Source organism: Shewanella xiamenensis, from assembly GCF_024971755.1.
Taxonomy (GTDB): domain Bacteria; phylum Pseudomonadota; class Gammaproteobacteria; order Enterobacterales; family Shewanellaceae; genus Shewanella; species Shewanella xiamenensis.
This window is the reverse complement of sequence record NZ_CP079718.1, coordinates 3,707,339-3,725,057: the sequence shown is the minus strand read 5'-3', so window position 1 is coordinate 3,725,057 and position 17,719 is coordinate 3,707,339. Positions and strand designations below refer to the sequence as shown.

The 17,719-nt window shown below is 46.8% G+C and carries 16 protein-coding genes, 1 pseudogene and 1 other annotated feature; of the genes and pseudogenes, 9 read left to right on the top strand and 8 right to left on the bottom strand.

Annotated features, from left to right (window positions below; genetic code table 11):
- Window positions 1-18: 18 nt before the first annotated feature.
- From KXJ80_RS17500 to KXJ80_RS17490, 3 genes and pseudogenes are all read left to right on the top strand, one after another.
- A complete protein-coding gene (locus KXJ80_RS17500) occupies window positions 19-1,149 on the top strand; it encodes an FAD-binding oxidoreductase (protein WP_259474473.1) in 1,131 nt (376 codons plus the stop codon).
- Between the two features lie 163 nt (window positions 1,150-1,312).
- Entirely contained in the window at window positions 1,313-1,648 is a 336-nt protein-coding gene (locus KXJ80_RS17495) for a hypothetical protein (RefSeq protein WP_259474472.1), read from the top strand.
- A 45-nt stretch (window positions 1,649-1,693) separates the two neighbouring features.
- A pseudogene (locus KXJ80_RS17490) lies at window positions 1,694-2,997 on the top strand (cation:proton antiporter).
- A gap of 142 nt (window positions 2,998-3,139) precedes the next feature.
- On the opposite strand, the gene KXJ80_RS17485 reads toward KXJ80_RS17490, so the two are convergent.
- Both KXJ80_RS17485 and pepA read right to left on the bottom strand, forming a co-directional pair.
- Window positions 3,140-5,140, bottom strand: coding sequence for a chorismate mutase (locus tag KXJ80_RS17485; protein WP_259474471.1), 2,001 nt, complete (start codon window positions 5,138-5,140; stop codon window positions 3,140-3,142).
- Window positions 5,141-5,177: 37 nt separating this feature from the next.
- Window positions 5,178-5,296, bottom strand: a sequence feature (Phe leader region).
- A gap of 213 nt (window positions 5,297-5,509) precedes the next feature.
- Window positions 5,510-7,018: a leucyl aminopeptidase gene (gene pepA, locus KXJ80_RS17480; protein WP_047538030.1), complete on the bottom strand. Its 1,509-nt coding sequence runs from the start codon at window positions 7,016-7,018 to the stop codon at window positions 5,510-5,512.
- Window positions 7,019-7,273: 255 nt separating this feature from the next.
- Between pepA and lptF the strand changes: the two genes are divergently transcribed.
- Window positions 7,274-8,386, top strand: a complete 1,113-nt coding sequence (gene lptF, locus KXJ80_RS17475) for an LPS export ABC transporter permease LptF (RefSeq protein ID WP_037415652.1) — start codon at window positions 7,274-7,276, stop codon at window positions 8,384-8,386.
- Window positions 8,383-9,441, top strand: a complete 1,059-nt coding sequence (gene lptG / locus KXJ80_RS17470; protein ID WP_037425424.1) for an LPS export ABC transporter permease LptG — start codon at window positions 8,383-8,385, stop codon at window positions 9,439-9,441. The genes lptF and lptG overlap by 4 nt, the downstream gene beginning before the upstream one ends.
- Window positions 9,442-9,518: 77 nt before the next feature.
- On the opposite strand, the gene KXJ80_RS17465 is transcribed toward lptG, so the two are convergent.
- The 5 genes from KXJ80_RS17465 to KXJ80_RS17445 form a co-directional block, all read right to left on the bottom strand.
- Complete coding sequence (locus KXJ80_RS17465) at window positions 9,519-10,028, bottom strand: RDD family protein (protein ID WP_069454493.1); 510 nt, start codon at window positions 10,026-10,028, stop codon at window positions 9,519-9,521.
- A 39-nt stretch (window positions 10,029-10,067) separates the two neighbouring features.
- On the bottom strand, window positions 10,068-10,325 hold the full coding sequence (locus tag KXJ80_RS17460; protein ID WP_011071581.1) for a DUF2960 domain-containing protein: 258 nt from the start codon (window positions 10,323-10,325) through the stop codon (window positions 10,068-10,070).
- 37 nt (window positions 10,326-10,362) lie between these two features.
- A complete protein-coding gene (locus tag KXJ80_RS17455; RefSeq protein ID WP_037415674.1) occupies window positions 10,363-10,713 on the bottom strand; it encodes a DMT family protein in 351 nt (116 codons plus the stop codon).
- On the bottom strand, window positions 10,713-11,207 hold the full coding sequence (locus KXJ80_RS17450) for a GNAT family N-acetyltransferase (RefSeq protein ID WP_240292324.1): 495 nt from the start codon (window positions 11,205-11,207) through the stop codon (window positions 10,713-10,715). The genes KXJ80_RS17455 and KXJ80_RS17450 overlap by 1 nt, the downstream gene beginning before the upstream one ends.
- 158 nt (window positions 11,208-11,365) lie before the next feature.
- A complete protein-coding gene (locus tag KXJ80_RS17445; RefSeq protein ID WP_259474470.1) occupies window positions 11,366-12,871 on the bottom strand; it encodes a carboxypeptidase M32 in 1,506 nt (501 codons plus the stop codon).
- Window positions 12,872-13,151: 280 nt separating this feature from the next.
- On the opposite strand from KXJ80_RS17445, the gene KXJ80_RS17440 reads away from it, so the two are divergent.
- The 4 genes from KXJ80_RS17440 to KXJ80_RS17425 all read left to right on the top strand — a co-directional run bounded on the left by KXJ80_RS17440 (window position 13,152) and on the right by KXJ80_RS17425 (window position 16,756).
- Complete coding sequence (locus tag KXJ80_RS17440; RefSeq protein ID WP_088585885.1) at window positions 13,152-13,787, top strand: YqiJ family protein; 636 nt, start codon at window positions 13,152-13,154, stop codon at window positions 13,785-13,787.
- 33 nt (window positions 13,788-13,820) lie between these two features.
- A complete protein-coding gene (locus tag KXJ80_RS17435) occupies window positions 13,821-15,599 on the top strand; it encodes a flotillin family protein (protein WP_203432054.1) in 1,779 nt (592 codons plus the stop codon).
- Between the two features lie 160 nt (window positions 15,600-15,759).
- Entirely contained in the window at window positions 15,760-16,320 is a 561-nt protein-coding gene (locus KXJ80_RS17430) for a DJ-1/PfpI family protein (RefSeq protein ID WP_037415686.1), read from the top strand.
- 127 nt (window positions 16,321-16,447) lie between these two features.
- On the top strand, window positions 16,448-16,756 hold the full coding sequence (locus tag KXJ80_RS17425; protein ID WP_037416089.1) for a ribbon-helix-helix domain-containing protein: 309 nt from the start codon (window positions 16,448-16,450) through the stop codon (window positions 16,754-16,756).
- Window positions 16,757-16,865: 109 nt separating this feature from the next.
- Here KXJ80_RS17425 and KXJ80_RS17420 read toward each other — a convergent pair whose 3' ends face one another.
- Complete coding sequence (locus KXJ80_RS17420) at window positions 16,866-17,615, bottom strand: type 2 periplasmic-binding domain-containing protein (RefSeq protein WP_188869676.1); 750 nt, start codon at window positions 17,613-17,615, stop codon at window positions 16,866-16,868.
- Window positions 17,616-17,719: the final 104 nt, after the last annotated feature.

Here is a 17,719-nt window from a genome sequence, read left to right as displayed (position 1 = left end):
CGATAAGGCCGCAGTGTTATGGATACAAAGATTATGAATATCAATACCCTACCCGATATCACTTTATCCTCCACGCCTGCGCGTCAAGACAGTTTCAGTCAGTTAGTGTGTGTGGAACGTTGGAACGAAACCGCTGATGTGGTGAGTTTTCGCTTTCAAGCCGGTGAGCCGATGAAGTTTGATTATAAGCCGGGGCAATTTATGACCTTAGTGCTAGACATCAACGGTGAGCAGGCTTGCCGCAGTTACACCTTGTCCTCAACCCCTTCGAGACCTTATTCCTTAATATTAACCATTAAGCGAGTCAATGGCGGACTGGTGTCGAATTACTTGATTGATCATTTACAGCCGGGGCAAACGGTACGCGTCTTACCGCCAACTGGGCAGTTTAATCTGTTTGATATTCCTGCCAAAAAATACCTATTTTTGAGTGCAGGCTGTGGGATCACGCCCATGTATTCTATGTCGCGTTATTTAACCGATAGCCAAATGAATGCCGACATTGCTTTTGTACATAGCGCTCGCACCCAGGCCGATATTATTTTTAAAACGTCATTAGAGACCATGGCTACGCGCCATCGAGATTTTAAGCTGCGTTATATTGTGGAGGATGTCACTGCTGACACTGCTTGGCATCCCGAGGCGGTATTGCATGATATCGGCCGTTTAAGTGCTGATAATCTTCGAGCTTTAGTCCCTGATTTTGCCGAACGAACTGTGTTTTTGTGCGGACCTGAGCCTTATATGCAGGCGGTCAAAACGATTCTTGCTGAGCTTAACTTCGATATGACTCAGTTGTATCACGAGAGTTTTGCCACAGCGGTGAAAGAGGCGCAAAGCCGCGTAAAACAGGCAGAAATGCAGACTGAGGCTCCTGTGAGTGGCAGTAACAGTTTTATATTGTCCATAGGCGATAAAAAGCGGGCTTTAATGGCCGAGCAAACCTTGCTTGAAGGGATTGAAGCCGAAGGCTTGCCGATCATTGCGGCCTGCCGTTCGGGCGTATGCGGTGCGTGCAAATGCCAAGTGCTCGAAGGGGAGACCGAGTCCTCAAGTAGCATGACCTTAACACCTACCGAAATCGAAGCCGGATATGTGTTAGCTTGCTCGACTAAACTCAAATCGGATGTGACCCTGTCTTTAACCTGATATTTGCCTGCGAAGGGCATTGGTCGATTCATTACATTGGTGGTTTAAAAACTCTCGCGCGGAAATATTTTTGCGCCTTAGTTGCGATTATGTCTGCGAGAACGTAAGGTTAAAGACGAGGGCGGAGTAACGCCCTGTCCCATCGTCTGGCTGGAGTCTCTCAATGACAACGACAACCACATATGCCGCAAAAATTGAAGATCGCAGCTTAGGCCATTTGCTTTACGCCTTAATGTCAGGCTTCCCGCTGTTACTGCTGCCGGTGTTGTTGAGTCTATTTATCAACTTGTCTCAACGACATACGCAAGGTAATGCCTTGCTGGCATCACATCTACGCTGGCAACGTCACTCCAATGTGATATTTCTTGGCCTGTTAGTGTTGGGCTATTGCCTGCCCATCACTTGGCTCAGTCTTTCGATTTGTCTCTTTGGTATCATTTGGTTTTGCCATCGGATAATTAAAGGCTGGTTAAGCCTGTTGGATGGTTTAGAAGTCTAAAACTTGTGCTAGAGTCTCTTCATCTTAGGGTGATTAGAGACTCTTATGACGAGTTATCAAATTCTCTGTATTCTCTGTGCGTTAGCTTTAGTCACGTCTGTGGCATCCTCGCGTTTGCATAAGCTGCAAGAAACCGTCGCCATTACCGCATTAGCCTTGGGAATGAGCCTGTTGCTATTACTGGGCGGTAAAGCGCTTGGTGGCCATGTTTATGGTTACTTTGTGGCGGGGCTGGAGAAGCTCGACTTTCAGGCGCTATTGCTCAATGGCATGTTAGGATTTCTGTTGTTTGCCGGGGCATTGCAGATCCGCTTAAAAATCTTAAGGCATCAGAAATGGGAAATTCTCATTCTTGCCTTTGTCAGTACCTTACTCTCGACTTTTATCGTCGGTGGTTTGCTTTATTACATCGCGCCCATGCTGGGATTACCCTTGGCCTTAAGCCATTGTTTGCTCTTTGGCGCCTTGATTTCACCGACAGATCCTATTGCCGTGTTAGCCATTCTGAAGAAGATGGGCGGCCCGAAGATATTGCTATTCAGGTAGAAGGGGAGTCGCTCTTTAACGATGGTATAGGGCTGGTGATTTTTGTGGCCATCTCCCATCTGGCTTTTTCAACTGAGCCGCTGACCTTTTCGCAAATCTCGCTATTGTTTGTCCAAGAGGCACTCGGGGGCGTCGTTTATGGCGCCGTGCTCGGCGTATTATTGCACCATTTCTTTCGTTACTGTGAGGAAGAAACCCAATTAATGCTGGTCACTTTGCTGATCCCGACGGCGGGTTATGTCATAGCCGAAGTGTTAGGGGTATCGGGGCCGCTGGCGATGGTCAGTGCAGGGATGATTATCGGTAACTACAGCGTGCCTAAGTATTTTGTGCGCCATGAGCGCGTGAAACTCTACACTTTTTGGTCGCTGATTGAATCCTTCTTTAATGCGTTGTTGTTCCTTCTGCTCGGATTATTACTCCTGCTCGTCACCTTTAAGGCGCCATTATGGTGGTTTATGTTAGTGGCTATTCCACTGGTTTTAACGGCGCGGGCGGTGAGTGTATTTTTGCCCTATATCGGATTTAGGTTGGTGAAGTCTTACAATCCCTATGCCGAGTCGATACTCATTTGGGGCGGGCTCAGGGGGGGGCTGGCCTTGGCCATGGCGATGAGTTTACCAGAAGGCGTTATTGTCGATTCACAAAGCGGTGTCGAGCTGCGTGAGCTACTGCTCGTGATGACCTATGCCGTGGTGGTGTTTTCAATCCTAGTGCAGGGCTCGAGTATGACGGGGTTAATTCGCCGCAGTAATGCGGTGGCAACAGATACCAATAGCCAGATTGCGCCTGAGCGGACTTAGATCTGCTGGGTTTTACCTTGAGGGGGAAAACCTTAAGCTCTAAATCCACAGCTCTAAATCAGCAGCTATAAATCCTAAGTTCTAAACAATACAGCCACGATATTCGTGGCTGTATGTTCTTTGGTATCGTTATTCGCGCAAATTAGCGATATAACTCCCTGACGACCTCGGCCATCAGCGCCAGTGTGTCATGTGCTTTATCTTCTTCGAGGGAGCAATTCAGCACTAGACCATCGGCTTTGAGCTGTTTAATCCCTTGAGTTTGCAGTAGCAGCGCATCTTCGCTGATGGCATAACAAGGATTAATCACTATAGGGAGATGACTGTTGGCCTTGATTTGGATCAGGCTTGCTAAATCCAAAGTGGGTAAGTTGGCATTGTTATAGGTACGAATGCCCGAGTCACATAGGATAAGCTGTTGGTTACCTTGGCTTAAAATCGTCTCCGTTGCCGCCATAAACTCCTCATAACTTGCCATATCGTTACGTTCGAGGAATAGCGGAATCGGCAGGGTGCCTGCCTGAGTCAGCAAGGCCTGATTAAACATTTGTTTACCCGTTAAGAACAACATATCCGCATGGCCTGTCGCCAACGGCATATCCGTCGCCTGTTCGATGGCAATAACACAAAGCAAATCATACTGATGCAGGGTTTGGCGCAGCTTAGGGATGATGGCTTCTGCTGAGGCGAGCGAGTGGCATCCGTCTAAAATCACCGCTTGGAAACCCGCTTGTTTTAGCTGTTTCACTCTGCGCTCAAAGGCGGATAAGACGGTTGGTGACGACTCTAACAGCAGGCTTTTGCTCAGAGTCATCTTGGCAATAGCACCAAGATGGCCTGCGCCAATGGTAAAGGGGCCGCAGTGAATTTCACTCGCCTGCGCCTTATAAGCCTTAGTGTAACGATAGGGAGATGACTTAGTGCTTACTTCACTGAATACTTCGGCTTTAGAGGTATTAGGTTCAATCAACAATTGGCTATTGCTGAGTTGTGTCGGTTTTACGGTTTCGCAAGGGTAACACCCTAATACTTTGATAAACCGCGTGATCCTCTCGAGCTGTTTGAGCCCTTGCTGCATGGCTTCGCTGGAAATATTGGCATCAATATCCAGATAGAACATTTCTTCCCACGGTGTGCCAGGAATAGGGCGAGATTCGAGTTTGCTCATATTCAGTTGATGCGCCTTGAGCACCAATAGGGCTTCAACCAACGCACCCGCCTTTTGGCCTGTGGCCATAATCAGGGTGGTTTTTGCGGGCAATTGCTCGGGTACGGCTACGGCTTTTCGTGCCACAACAATAAAGCGGCTTTGGTTAATCTTTTGATTGGCAAGGCCAGACTCAATTGACTCGAGTTGGTACAGCGCGCCACCTTCTGTGCTACCAATCGCAGCGGCGCTATTGTCGGTAGACTGGTTGACCTTCTCCATGGCTTCGGCGCTACTTGAGCAATATTCCAGCCTTAAGCCTTTGTGCTGGCTAAGATAGCGGCTGCACTGACTGATTGGCTGTGGGTGAGCATAAACAGTTTTGATATCGCTCAGTTTGCTGCCCGGTTTGCCCAATAGGCAATGGCTTACTTCAATGGTGGTTTCGTCCACGATGGACAGACTGGTATGTTGCAGTACGTCATACACTTCGTTGATTGAACCCGATGAGGTATTTTCAATCGGTAAAAAGCCATAGTCGGCGTGACCTGATTCAACTGCTTGGACAATTTCATCGAAACTTTGGCAGCCTAAATCGAGCATCTCGACCTGACGACGTTGGCAATAGCGCGAGGCCGCAAGGTAGGAATACGAGCCACGCGCACCGAGGTAGGCAATGCAATACTGTTGTTTTTGCGTTTCAGGGTTAGCGCGGCCGTGAAGATAAGCCTGTTGATTCAGTACCGAGTCTTCGATAATGCTTTGATACAGCGAGATAACATAATGCGCATCTAAGCCTTTTTCTCGCCCTGCTGTCACTAATCTTGCCAGCAGTTCTTTTTCTCTTTGGGTGTCACGAATGGGTCTCACATCCACTTCTTTACTGCGGGCCACTTCAAGACTTAAGCGGCGACGTTCGGCGAGTAACGAGAGAAGCTCATTGTCGAGCTGGGTTATTTGCTCTCGAGTGTGATTTAAAGGCTGTGGTTTTTGCATTCTGACCTCATTTGCCGCCGGATTTTCAAGCGTTTAAGACGAAAAAGCCTCCCAGTGGGAGGCTTTGGATTTTTACTTTCGTTTTTACACAGTAAATCCGCCTCCTAGAGTGGGGGTGTAAAAAAGAAAGTAAAAAACGCTAAGGTATTTGTTTTCATAGGGACTAAAACTAAAGGGCGAGGGCGTGGCTGTCAATCAAAAAATATTCAATAGCAGTATTCTTTCACATCTAGGTTGTTGTTAACTCTTCTCACGCAATCAAATTGAATGAACAGATAGTTAATCGTATTAGTCTCAGTGGCATTTCGCTTTCTTTGCGGCATAAAAAAGGCGAAGAAATGTTTCTTCGCCTTTTGGTCTTGTTAGGGATTATTCGCCTAATTCGACGCCAGCACGGTTGATCAGGAACTGAGTCAAAATCGGTACTGGGCGGCCGGTTGAACCTTTATTGGCACCGCTGTTCCACGCCGTACCTGCAACATCTAGGTGAGCCCAGTTGTACTTTTTCGCGAAACGCGAGAGGAAACAAGCCGCAGTAATCGCGCCCGCTGGACGACCACCTAAGTTGGTCATATCCGCAAATGGGCTATCGAGCATATCTTGGTACTCATCCCACAGTGGCATACGCCATGCGCGGTCACCACTTTGCTCACCTGCGTTGAGTAGCTCGTGCGCAAGTGGATTATGTGATGAGAATAGACCCGATGCATGTTTACCTAAGGCAATCACGCAGGCGCCAGTAAGCGTAGCAGTGTCAATCACTAATTCAGGATCGAAACGTTCAACATAGGTTAACACATCACACAATACTAGACGGCCTTCGGCGTCGGTGTTCAGAACTTCAACAGTTTGCCCTGACATGGTGGTTAAAATGTCACCTGGACGGTAAGCATTGCCCGATGGCATGTTTTCACAACCTGCGAGAATACCGACGACGTTGATAGGTAGCTTCATCTCACAAATGGCTTTCATGGTGCCGATCACACCAGCAGCGCCACCCATGTCGTATTTCATTTCATCCATGGCTTCGCCCGGTTTTAATGAAATACCGCCTGAATCGAAAGTCAAGCCTTTACCAATCAATACGATAGGTTTTTCCGTGCTGTCGACGGCACCCTTGTATTCCATCACTGTCATAATGGATTCATTGGCGCTGGCACGACCTACGGCAAGGTAAGAGTTCATGCCGAGTTTCGCCATTTGCTCTTCACCTACAGTTGATACATGTAGATTTTCGTGGACTTCGGCCAATTGGCGAGCTTGAGAGGCTAAATAGGCTGGATTACAGATATTTGGCGGCATGTTAGCCACATCGCGGCATAAATGCATACCAGCAGAAACGGCCATGCCGTGCTCAATCGCGCGTTCACCTAAGGTTAATTCGCGACGTGTTGGCACATTAAATACTAATTTACGCAGCGGACGACGGGTCTCACCTTTACGGGTTTTGAGCGCATCAAAGCTGTATAAACTACTATTGGTGGTTTCGACCGCTTGGCGAACTTTCCAATAGGTATCGCGACCTTTAACGTGTAACTCGGTTAAGAAGCATACCGCTTCCATTGAACCGGTTTCATTTAAGGTGTTGATGGTTTTAGTGATGATCTGTTTGTACTGGCGCTCGTCTAGTTCTCGTTCTTTGCCGCAACCGACTAACAGCACTCGTTCACTCAATACATTAGGAACGTGGTGCAGTAATAACATCTGCCCAGGCTTACCTTCTAAATCGCCGCGACGCAGTAGATTACTGATATAACCTTCGCTAATCTTGTCTAATTGCTCGGCGATACCGGATAGACGGCGGGGTTCATAAACACCGACAACGATGCAGGCTGAGCGTTGTTTTTCGGGGCTACCGCTCTTTACGCTAAACTCCATGAGCACTCCTAGATTCTTAAAGACAAATTTTTATATTTATTGGATAATGTCTGCTTGTCCCGAAAAGGGCCTAAGTTATTACTCCAAAGGTGATTTATTCTCGGCACTTGAGTCACGTTTTTGTGAAAAAGCCGTGACATTTAATGTAAGCCAGGAACCCCTGAAGTTGGTCAGAAAACTACCAAAAGTAAACAGTTTACATGAAAGTTAGTCTGTTACCAGCAAAAAGATAAGTTTAGAGACCGGATCCTACCTGTGATTGTATTTAGATACCTTATTCGAGAAGTTTTAAAGGCGCAAATTGCGGTACTTTTTGTACTGTTAACTATTTTTATTAGCCAGCATTTCGTGCGCATATTAGCCGACGCCTCAGACGGTGAATTTCCCGCTTCTCTCATCGCCACCTTGATAGGCCTTAATTTACCCTATCTGGTTGTTCTGGTTTTACCTTTAAGCTTATTCCTTGGGATATTAATGGCCCATGGTCGCATGTATGCCGAGAATGAAATGGTCATTCTGCACGGTGTTGGTGTGAGTGAATGGTATGTTACTCGAGTAACTTTGATCCTCGCCGTTATTAACATGTTGTTTACTGGATATTTATCCCTTTATGTTGCGCCTTGGGCGGAGGAGCAACAAAACCAAGTGCTGGAGAAAGCACAATCTGAAGCAGGCCTTGCCGCGCTCGTGCAAGGGCGTTTTCAGGCCAGCCCCAATGGCCGTGCGGTACTGTTTGTCGAACGCATTGGCAAGGATAATGAGCTTGAAAAAGTATTCGTGGCCCAACTCCCCGATCCAAATGACGAAATTGGCTTGACTAACGTCGTTGTTGCCAAGGGGGGACGCGTTAATGAAGATCAAAATGGCTCACAGCAGTTACAACTCAATGATGGGGTGCGTTATCAGGGCAGCCCACAACAAAAAGACTACCAAATGATTGAATTTGGTGGCTATAAGATGCAAATCAAAGAACAACAGGTTGATGAACGTCGCCGTAAACTTTCAGCTTTACCGCTGGCAGACTTGATGAAAGTGGAAGGTTCTGAAGCCGTGGCTGAGTTTCATTGGCGTCTAGCAATTCCGTTGGCGATTCCTATTATGACCTTAATTGCAGTGCCTTTGGCTCGGGTCAATGTGCGACAAGGCAAGTTCGCCAAAATGCTCCCCGCTGTTCTCTTGTACCTAGGTTATTTTGGTCTGATGGTTGCGGGTCGTAAAGCGCTCCAAGATGGCGTTATTCCACAGTATTTAGGCATGTGGTGGATCCATTTGTCGGCACTGATTATGGGGATTTTACTGCTCGGTAAAGACAGGCCCCTATTTGCCCGTTTATCAGCGGCAATGGCGCGTAAAAAGGTGGCTGCATGAAGATTTTAGACCTTTATATCGCCCGAGTTTTATTAAGCACCTCGGCGTTATGTTTACTGGTGCTGACAGGTTTGTCGGGCATTATTAAGTGGGTGGACCAACTGCGCTTAGTGGGCCGCGGCACTTACACTATGATGGATGCGGGGATTTATGTGCTATTCCTTGTGCCCCGCGATATTGAAATGTTTTTCCCGATGGCTGTGCTGTTAGGTGCCTTGATCGGTATGGGGATGTTAGCCTCTAATTCGGAGCTTGTCGTCATGCAAGCATCGGGCATGTCGCGTTTGCAGATCACGCTATCGGCGATGAAAACCGCCGTGCCGCTGATGCTGATGGTCATGGCATTGGGTGAGTGGGGCGCCCCAATTGCGGAGCAAAAGGCTAATGAACTTCAGGCCATCAAACTCTCCGGTGGCAGTTTGATTAAATCTCACCGAGGTATTTGGGCAAAAGATGGTGATTTGTTCGTGAATATTGGTGAAGTTGCGGATATCGATAAGCTCAACAATATCACTTTATATAAGTTTAACAGTGAGTTAAAACTCACCAATGTAGTGCATGCTAAAAGTGCATTGTTCAGTAAAGACAGCTGGCATCTCTCGGATGTTAAGCGTACCGATTTAAGCTATGACGAAGTGAAACTTGAGCATTTAGATGAAGATATTTGGCGCTCAAGTTTAACGCCTGACAAGCTCAGTGTGGTATCGGTTAAGCCTGAGGCCTTATCGATACGCGGCTTAATGGGATACTTAGAGTATCTTAATAGCAATAGCCAAGACCCAAGTCGTTACGAATTAGCCCTTTGGCGCAAGGTAATGCAGCCTGTTACCGTAGGGGTGATGATGCTGGTGGCGTTATCTTTTGTATTTGGACCGTTGCGGACAGTGACTATGGGGGCGCGGGTGTTACTCGGGGTGGTTGCTGGATTTAGTTTCTATATCAGTAATGAGATATTTGGCCCCATGAGTATTGTTTATGAACTACCTGCGTATGTCGGGGCGATGGCGCCAAGTCTACTATTTACGGGTATTGCCTTTTACTTTATCCGGCGGTGATAAACGCGGGTAATAAAAAACGACGCAATGGCGTCGTTTTTTATTGGGACAATTTTATAAGCGACTAAAAGCTAAATTTAAGCGCCATGCCAATTACGCATTTGGTTAGCTTCTTTGGATAACACGACTACTTCAGAACGGGTCATCATATCCTGCAGTGCGAGTTTATCGTCGTTGATCAGTACCCACAGATTACCAATGCCGAGTAATGACCAGACGATGCGTGCATAGGCGGTGATAAGGCTTAAGTTTTGGCCATTGGGATGTTGGATCTTAAGGCGCCAAGCGCGCATTCCGAGGGTTTGGCCACCTTTACTCCAAAATAGCGCATAAAAAGTACCTACGCAGAGCGCTAACCAAAGTTGATAAATCCCATGGTAAATCGGTGTGCCATTGAGGGCGTCGGACACATGCTCGAAGCCATTCATGCTAACGAGGCCAGAGGCTGTGAGTCCAAAAAAAATACCAAAGCCAATAGCGCCCGAAAACATATATACGGCTACCGCTAGCAGTAGGTCATAGATCATTGCCCCTAGGCGGCGAAAGAATCCGGCGCGGGGAAAGTTAGCATGTTCAGCATTTAACATCGGCGATCCTAATTCTAAATGGATAAATGACGATAAGGTTTAAGCTTCTGGTTCTTCATCACGTACAAAGTGGATATTGCTAAACCCAAAGCGAGCAAATTCGACTTTGCGATAATCTTTTTCAGCCTTGGCGCCTTTGCGTGAGGTCATGGCAATTTGTTGCTCCATCGCCAGAAACTTGGTTAAGTCTATACCTTCGGCCTCCGCTACGGCCTCGTATAAATCGTGGTGTTTAGCATAACTAAAGGCAATGGTTTTCGTCTCACCTTTGAAGGTGTAAGTCACTTGACGCGCCATGGATATCTCCTGAAATGGTCTCGAAATAGTTCTGAAATTAATTAAATTCGCTTCTAAAAATAAAATACACCGCACCGAGGATGCACAGACCTGCCCAGAGATAATCGAGTTTGAGTGGTTCCTTCATGTAGAAGTAGGCGAAGGGCACAAACAAGCTTAAGGTAATGACTTCCTGTAGGATTTTTAATTGTCCGACATTCATCACTGTGTAGCCGATACGGTTAGCCGGCACTTGCAGTAGGTATTCAAACAGGGCGATGCCCCAACTGACCAAGGCAGCGATAATCCAAGGCTTTGAGCCTAAGGACTTTAAATGTCCGTACCAAGCAAAGGTCATAAAAATATTGCTAAGACAGAGTAAACCGATAGTCGTCAGGGTTGGATTCATCATTCTTCTCGATGATTAAGTTTATAAATCATGTACATGGCATCATCAGTGTAGCTACCAAGGCATTTCTCTATGGCTTTAGGTTTAAAGCCCATTTTGCGCCAATAGCTATCAGCGCCTTGCACTGCCACTAAGGAGAGGGAGCTCAAGTTAAAGCGATCGGCAAGCTGCTTTAGACGCATTAAGGCTTTAGACCCAGCGCCTAAACCTTGAGCCTTTGCCGATATCGCAATATCGTGCAGATACAAAGTATCGGCCTTAGGTAAATGGGTGATTGGCTCATAAAGTGCGGGAGGCATATTGGTGGTCCAAGGATGAGCGAGACAATAGCCCACCACAGCCTCATTTACCTCAAACACAAAACAGGATTGAGGTGAGACGTGCCACTTGCTTTGCAATACATGCAGGGGTTCAGGATCCAGTTGGGAGTAACATTCTTCCTGGATCTGTAAAATAGCATCCCAATCCTCTGGGGTGATTGCACGCAGTAACATGGTCGACCTTTTTCCGTCAAAACAGTTTGAATAAATAAGTCCGAGATTATATACCCAAATCGCAGCAAAAGCTTTGAAACTCCGATAGTGATGCGATTGCGCCAAGTCTAAGCGCTAGAGTGTTATTGCCAACGCTTTATGACCTAGCGCTACTGCATTTAGCCCAAATAGCGTTGAGTTAAATGCTTAGCCAGATATTGACTGTTTAACGGCTCGCCCGTGGCTTGAATGATGAGTTCATCCGTTGTCAGTAATGAGCCTTTGGACCAAATATGCTTGCCAAGCCAGTCAAATACTTGGGATAACTGACCGTTATCGATAAGGTTTTCAATAGGGCCTAAACTTCGCTCCATTGCAAAACGGCACTGAGCAGCATACATGGCGCCTAGGGTATAGCTAGGGAAATAGCCAAGTTCACCGACTGCCCAATGGATATCCTGCATACACCCATCGCGATAGTTTCCATCGGTATTGATCCTGAACAGTTGTTGCATCTGGCTTGACCAAAAGTCGGGTAGATCATCCACACTCAAGCTACCGTCGATAAAGGCTTTTTCGGCCTCAAAGCGCAATAAAATATGGCAAGGATAGGTGACTTCATCGGCATCGACGCGGATAAGCCCTGGATTGACGCGGGTGTAGTGTCTTGCCAAGTCTTGGGTGCTGAACTCACAGCCTAAGTGCTGTTTAATCAGTGGCTGCAATTGCCGTAAAAACGCGGGATTGGCACCGAGCTGCATTTCACAAAATAAGCTTTGGCTCTCATGGACGCCCATGGAACGAGCCAGTCCTGCGGGTTGACCGCGCCATTGTTTCGGTAAACCCTGTTCATAACGGGCGTGGCCAGTTTCATGCACTATGCCCATGATAGCACTACTAAAATCGGCTTGGTTATAGCGCGTCGTAATGCGCACATCACTCGGTACACCGCCACAGAATGGGTGGCTACTGATATCGAGCCTGCCATGGTTAAAATCAAACCCTAAATAGGCCATCACATCGAGGCCAAGGGCTTGCTGCGCCTTGATATCGAAGGGGCCGTTAAGCTTAAGTGTTGGCTCATCGGCTTGTTTTTCGAGTACATTTTGGATGAGCGTGGGGAGCCAAGTTTTTAAATTACCAAAGGTTTGCTCAAGCTTTGCGGTAGTCATGCCAGGCTCAAATTTATCGAGCAGGGCATCATAGGGGGAAATATTTTGCGCTTGGGCGCGGATTAAAGCTTCTTCCCTCGCAAGGGCGATTATCGCCTTAAGATTAGGTTTAAAGCCTTGCCAATCATTGTTTTTACGTTGCTCACGCCAGGCATTTTCACACTGATAGGCCATCTTGGTTTTGGCTTGAACCAGCTCACCAGGCACTAGAGTCGCCTGTTGATACTGATATTGCATTTCCCTTAGGTTGGCGTGTTGTTCTGAGGTAAGCGCTTCTTGCGCGGCAAGAGCGAGATTTTCAGCAAGGTGAGGGGACGTTTTAAGGGTATGGATATGCAATGCGAGTTCGGCTATGGCATCGCCACGCTCACTGCCGCCGCCCAAGGGCATCATTGCTGCCTGATCCCAATCACCTAGCGCACTAAAATGTTCAAAATGTGAAATTTTCTGGAAATGCGCCGTAAGTTTATCGTAACTTGGCGTAGGTTGTTTGGTGTTCATAGCGGTATCCATAGACTCAATCTTAAGGTGCAGTCGTTATCTATTAGCACGAAAAATAACAATAACAGCATGATAATATCATGCAGTCAAAAGCACACTAGACCCCTAAAGGGAGGACGTGAACATTATTGACCATAACGGCTCACGCCATTATGGCGTAATGGGGAGTTATTCAAATCTGCTTTAGGATAAATATTTGTTTGGAAACTAAGCTTGCCTTGCTATGCTGTCACTCGTAAGTTGATAATTACAGTGAAGTAAATGGACTGCTGTATCGTTCAAGGAGATGACTATGTGGGCGTTTTTAGTTGAACAGCCTAACCTACCTTACACTATTGCCTTCGCCTGTGTGCTTGTCCTTGGTGTTTTTGAAGCCTTATCACTCGTCATAGGATTAAGTATGATGAGCGCCTTAGACCAGTGGGTGCCTGCTGATGTTGAGTATGATGCTGATATTGGTGGTAGCGGACTCACAGGGATTGCTGGCTGGCTTTGCCTCAATCGTTTGCCGCTACTTATCTGGTTTGTGCTGGCACTAACCAGTTTTGCCATTGCAGGCTATCTCGTTAATTACATTAGCTTAATAGTCTCGGCTACCTTGCTGCCGCAACTATTTACCTTACCTATCGCCGTAGTTGGCAGTGCATTGTCTTGTCGCTATCTTGGCCGAGTACTGGCCGATTTGCTCCCCAAAAATGAATCTACCGCCATCTCCCTTGATGACTTAAGCGGTTATGTCGGCACTATCACCTTAGGCTGCGCCATTAAAGGCATGCCATCGGAAGCGGTTGTTCGCGATAAACATCAACAAAAACATTATGTATTAGTCGAGCCTGAAACTTCAGGTATCGAGTTTGCTAGTGGTACTCAAGTGGTGCTGCTTAAAAGAGAGGGAAGAGTCTGGTCTGCGACTCGCTTTGATAATTAATTTTCCAAAGCTATTAACGAAGAAGGAAAGCAAATGGATGTGTTAAACGAAGTCACCAGTTCGAGCAATTTTGTGTTGTTGGTTGCCGCAATGGTATTGATTGGCCTGATTGTGATTGGTCTGATTTTCGCCAAGTTATACAAACGGGCAACGAAGGAAATGGCCTTTGTGCGTACTGGTTTTGGTGGTGAAAAAATCATTAAAGACGGTGGCGCAATCGTCTTGCCCGTGCTGCATGAAACCATTGCAGTGAACATGAATACCCTGCGTATCGAAGTGGAAAAAACTCAAAAAGATGCACTGATCACCAAAGATCGTATGCGGGTTGATGTTAAAGCAGACTTTTATTTGCGTGTGGCACCCAATGCTGATGGCATTTCGATGGCGGCACAAACCTTAGGTACCCGTACCACGCGGGTGGAAGAGCTGAAAAAGCTGATGGAATCTAAGTTTGTTGACGTGTTGCGTGCCGTTGCGGCTGAAATGACCATGACTGAGATGCATGAGCAGCGAGCCGATTTTGTACAACGGGTGCAGAACAACGTTGCGAACGATTTAGAGAAAAACGGTTTAGAACTTGAATCAGTTTCCTTGACGGGATTTGACCAAACCGACTTGCAGTTTTTCAATGAAAACAACGCATTCGACGCAGAAGGTCGCGCGCGTCTAGCTAAAATCATTGAAGAAAAGCGTAAAGAAACCAACGATATTCAGCAGGAAAACCGCATTAAGATTGAGCAGCGTAACTTAGAGGCTGAAAAAGAATCGCTGGAGATTGAAAAGTCGGAAGAAGAAGCACGTCTTATCCAGCAACAGTCACTCGAATTTAAGCGCGCAGAGCAAAAAGCTGAAATTATTAAGCAAAAAGAAAACAAGGCGCGTGAAGAACGTGAAGCCGAAATTGCCAAAGAACGTGCTATCGAAACCGCGGAAATTGAAAAGACCAAAGATATTGAAACCCGCGAGATTGAAAAACGTAAATCTATCGAACAGGCGCGTATTCAACAGCAACGTGATATCGAAGTCGCCGAGCAGGAAAAACACATCGCGGTAGCCGCTAAATCGGAAGAAGAGTCGGCCGCCCGTGCCCGCGCAGCAGAAGCGGAAAAATTGAAAGTTGAAAAAGAAGAAGCGGTAATTACAGCGCGCCAAGTGGCGGAGGCTAATCGTCGCAAAGAAATTGAAGTGATTGATGCCCGTAAGGAAGCTGAGCGCGATGCTGTTGGCGTGACAGTGCAAGCTGAAGCCGAGAAACGTGCCGCGGAAGACAGATCGAGTGCGATTTTGATTGAAGCGCGTGCCAGTGCCGATGCGAAAAAACTGCAAGCCGAGGCGGATGAAAAAGTCTATGCCGTTGAAGCGGCTGGTAAACAAGCTCTGTACGAAGCCGAAAACGTGCTGCGTGATGAGCAGATTGCGCTGCAAAAATCCCTTGCGATCTTAAAAGCCTTGCCAGAAATTGTTGCCCAAGCGGTTAAACCATTGGAAAACATCGAAGGTATTAAAATTCTTCAAGGTTATGGTGTTGGTCATCAATTTGCCACGGGTGGTGATGGTTCCGCCATCAACCAAGGTGGTATCGCTGAACAAGTGACTAGCGCAGCCTTAAACTATCGCGCCAATGCGCCAGTTGTCGATGCCATGCTACGTGAATTAGGCTTAGTCCAGGCGGATTCTGGCACTTTGAACGATCTGCTCAATGGCAATAATGCACTGACGACCGAGGCCTTAAATGTGGTGAAATCGGCCAACACAGGGCTGAATGGTTATAGTCAGCAACAGGCCATGATTGAACCAAAGATAAATAATTAAGAGTGGTCAATCACCAAAGACTAAAGCGCCTACGGGCGCTTTTTTATGCCTGAAACGGCTGTATCTATTTGTAGTATTCCACTATTACCCTAAATTTAATGGTCGGAGTAGAGTGAAATCCGCTGTTGCGTTTTCCCTTATCGAATAAAAGGAGTTTCTCATGGCCAATATTTTGATTATCGCCGGTGATTTTGTTGAAGATTACGAGTTAATGGTACCGTTCCAAGCCCTGCAAATGGTGGGTCACAGTGTCACGGTTGTTTGTCCCGATAAAGTGGCGGGGCAAACCATTAAAACGGCAATTCATGACTTTGAAGGCGACCAAACCTATACCGAAAAACCAGGACACTTATTTGCCTTAAATGGCAATTTTGCTGGTTCGAACGCGAGTGATTTTGATGCGCTGTTGCTTCCAGGTGGTAGGGCGCCAGAGTATTTACGCCTAAACCCTGCGGTGATTGCCCTCGTGGCAGAATTTGCCGCCCAAGATAAACCGATTGCGGCTATTTGCCATGGCGCGCAGTTACTCACGGCGGCAAATGTGGTTCGCGGTAAAAAAGTGTCAGCCTATCCCGCTTGCGCGCCCGAGGTGAAACAAGCTGGCGCTGAATATTGTGATATTGAAGTCACTGCGGCAATTACCGATGGCAAATTAGTTACCGCGCCCGCATGGCCAGCGCATCCTGCATGGTTGGCGCAGTTTAACAAGTTATTGAATTAACGATACTCATCCTGTGTAATTTATGGCATAACAGTTCGGGTAGAGGCTTAAGTTGAGTATTCGCTGGGGACTTAAGCAAGGCGCAATGGCTGGAGCAAAGCGCAATAGCTGCTTGGGGAGTAATATTGTGTGTGAAATCTATTCCGGTGCCGAACCTGAACTGTTTGAACTCAAAACCCGCTCCATTCGCATCGATGGTGTGGTGACGAGCGTGCGCCTCGAGGCGATTTTTTGGCAGATTATTGAAGAGATTGCCGAAGATGCCGAGCTGAGTGTCGCGGTATTTTTAACCCGTATTTACCGAGAGGTGTTAACTCGCCACGGAGAAGTGGCTAACTTTGCTTCTTTATTGCGGGTCGCCTGCACAACCCATCTTAATCAGGGGCAGCGTTTGGTGTTAAAACCTAAGGTTGCACTAAACGCGAAATCCTCTTGAATATCCATTGCATCTTTGCGATTTGAAAAGACTAAAGTTGCTGCATACTTGCCGCGTTATTGCAGAGCCATTTTCTTGTGAGTACTTGGAAACATGAGCTTTTATCGATTTAGCTTGCGAAGGCTTGGGTATATTTTTGGATAATCTGCTCTACTTTTCCATTGGCTTTTAGCTGCGCTATCGCGTGATTGAGCGCAGGTAGTAGAGCAGCATGCTCTTTCCGTAGCCTTAGCACCAGTAGGCCATCAGAATGCACCGCGGCTAATCCAACGGGGATCTTAAGCTTGTTTGACCAATATAAGGCGGGATAGTTACCCGAGATAATGGCCGTGATGCGGTGTTTATCTAATGCCTTAATCAACTCTTGTTCAGAGGTAAAATCGACACGGATAAACTCCTTGTCGTCATGGTACAAATATCCCCTGACGGTACCGATTTGCTTGCCTTTAATTCCAGTGATTTCTTTGAATGATTCAACATCTTCGGGTCTGGTCACTACGTACTCAGTGATAGGCATGATGGGATCGGATTTCACGAATAAGGGACCAAAATCTTGGTTTTCAAACCAACTGGGGCTAACCACATCAAAATCTAGTTGACCCGTTTCAAGGGCGTTGTTCGTCCGTTTGGGCGGCAAGGACAGATTTTCTCCCTCAATATTCGCTAAGGATAAAATCTGCGGAATTAATTCAGAAATTATTCCCGGAGCATCGGGTTGATTGGCAATAAAATACGGATACCAAGAATATGAGCCAGTAATGTTGTACTTGAGTTGTTCTGCATAGGACTGAGGGGCAAACAAAATCAGTAATAAAACGCCTTTAACGAGGCAACGATAGAGAATACTTCCTTTACCCATCGAGTCCTTCACTCCTTGGTTGATCGAGCTTAGTGGTTACTACGCTACATTGTATTCTTTCGTTGTGAAAAAATGGTTATCTGTGGCGCAGTTTACCTATTCAA

What these genes read in the sequence shown, in the direction of transcription:
- pepA (WP_047538030.1), bottom strand. Translation starts at nt 7,018, where the DNA reads ATGGAGTTTAGCGTAAAGAGCGGTAGCCCCGAAAAACAACGCTCAGCC.
- KXJ80_RS17485 (WP_259474471.1), bottom strand. Translation starts at nt 5,140, where the DNA reads ATGCAAAAACCACAGCCTTTAAATCACACTCGAGAGCAAATAACCCAG.
- KXJ80_RS17500 (WP_259474473.1), top strand. Translation starts at nt 19, where the DNA reads ATGGATACAAAGATTATGAATATCAATACCCTACCCGATATCACTTTA.
- KXJ80_RS17455 (WP_037415674.1), bottom strand. Translation starts at nt 10,713, where the DNA reads ATGAATCCAACCCTGACGACTATCGGTTTACTCTGTCTTAGCAATATT.
- KXJ80_RS17430 (WP_037415686.1), top strand. Translation starts at nt 15,760, where the DNA reads ATGGCCAATATTTTGATTATCGCCGGTGATTTTGTTGAAGATTACGAG.
- lptG (WP_037425424.1), top strand. Translation starts at nt 8,383, where the DNA reads ATGAAGATTTTAGACCTTTATATCGCCCGAGTTTTATTAAGCACCTCG.
- KXJ80_RS17420 (WP_188869676.1), bottom strand. Translation starts at nt 17,615, where the DNA reads ATGGGTAAAGGAAGTATTCTCTATCGTTGCCTCGTTAAAGGCGTTTTA.
- KXJ80_RS17450 (WP_240292324.1), bottom strand. Translation starts at nt 11,207, where the DNA reads ATGTTACTGCGTGCAATCACCCCAGAGGATTGGGATGCTATTTTACAG.
- KXJ80_RS17465 (WP_069454493.1), bottom strand. Translation starts at nt 10,028, where the DNA reads ATGTTAAATGCTGAACATGCTAACTTTCCCCGCGCCGGATTCTTTCGC.
- KXJ80_RS17495 (WP_259474472.1), top strand. Translation starts at nt 1,313, where the DNA reads ATGACAACGACAACCACATATGCCGCAAAAATTGAAGATCGCAGCTTA.
- KXJ80_RS17460 (WP_011071581.1), bottom strand. Translation starts at nt 10,325, where the DNA reads ATGGCGCGTCAAGTGACTTACACCTTCAAAGGTGAGACGAAAACCATT.
- KXJ80_RS17440 (WP_088585885.1), top strand. Translation starts at nt 13,152, where the DNA reads ATGTGGGCGTTTTTAGTTGAACAGCCTAACCTACCTTACACTATTGCC.
- KXJ80_RS17445 (WP_259474470.1), bottom strand. Translation starts at nt 12,871, where the DNA reads ATGGATACCGCTATGAACACCAAACAACCTACGCCAAGTTACGATAAA.
- KXJ80_RS17435 (WP_203432054.1), top strand. Translation starts at nt 13,821, where the DNA reads ATGGATGTGTTAAACGAAGTCACCAGTTCGAGCAATTTTGTGTTGTTG.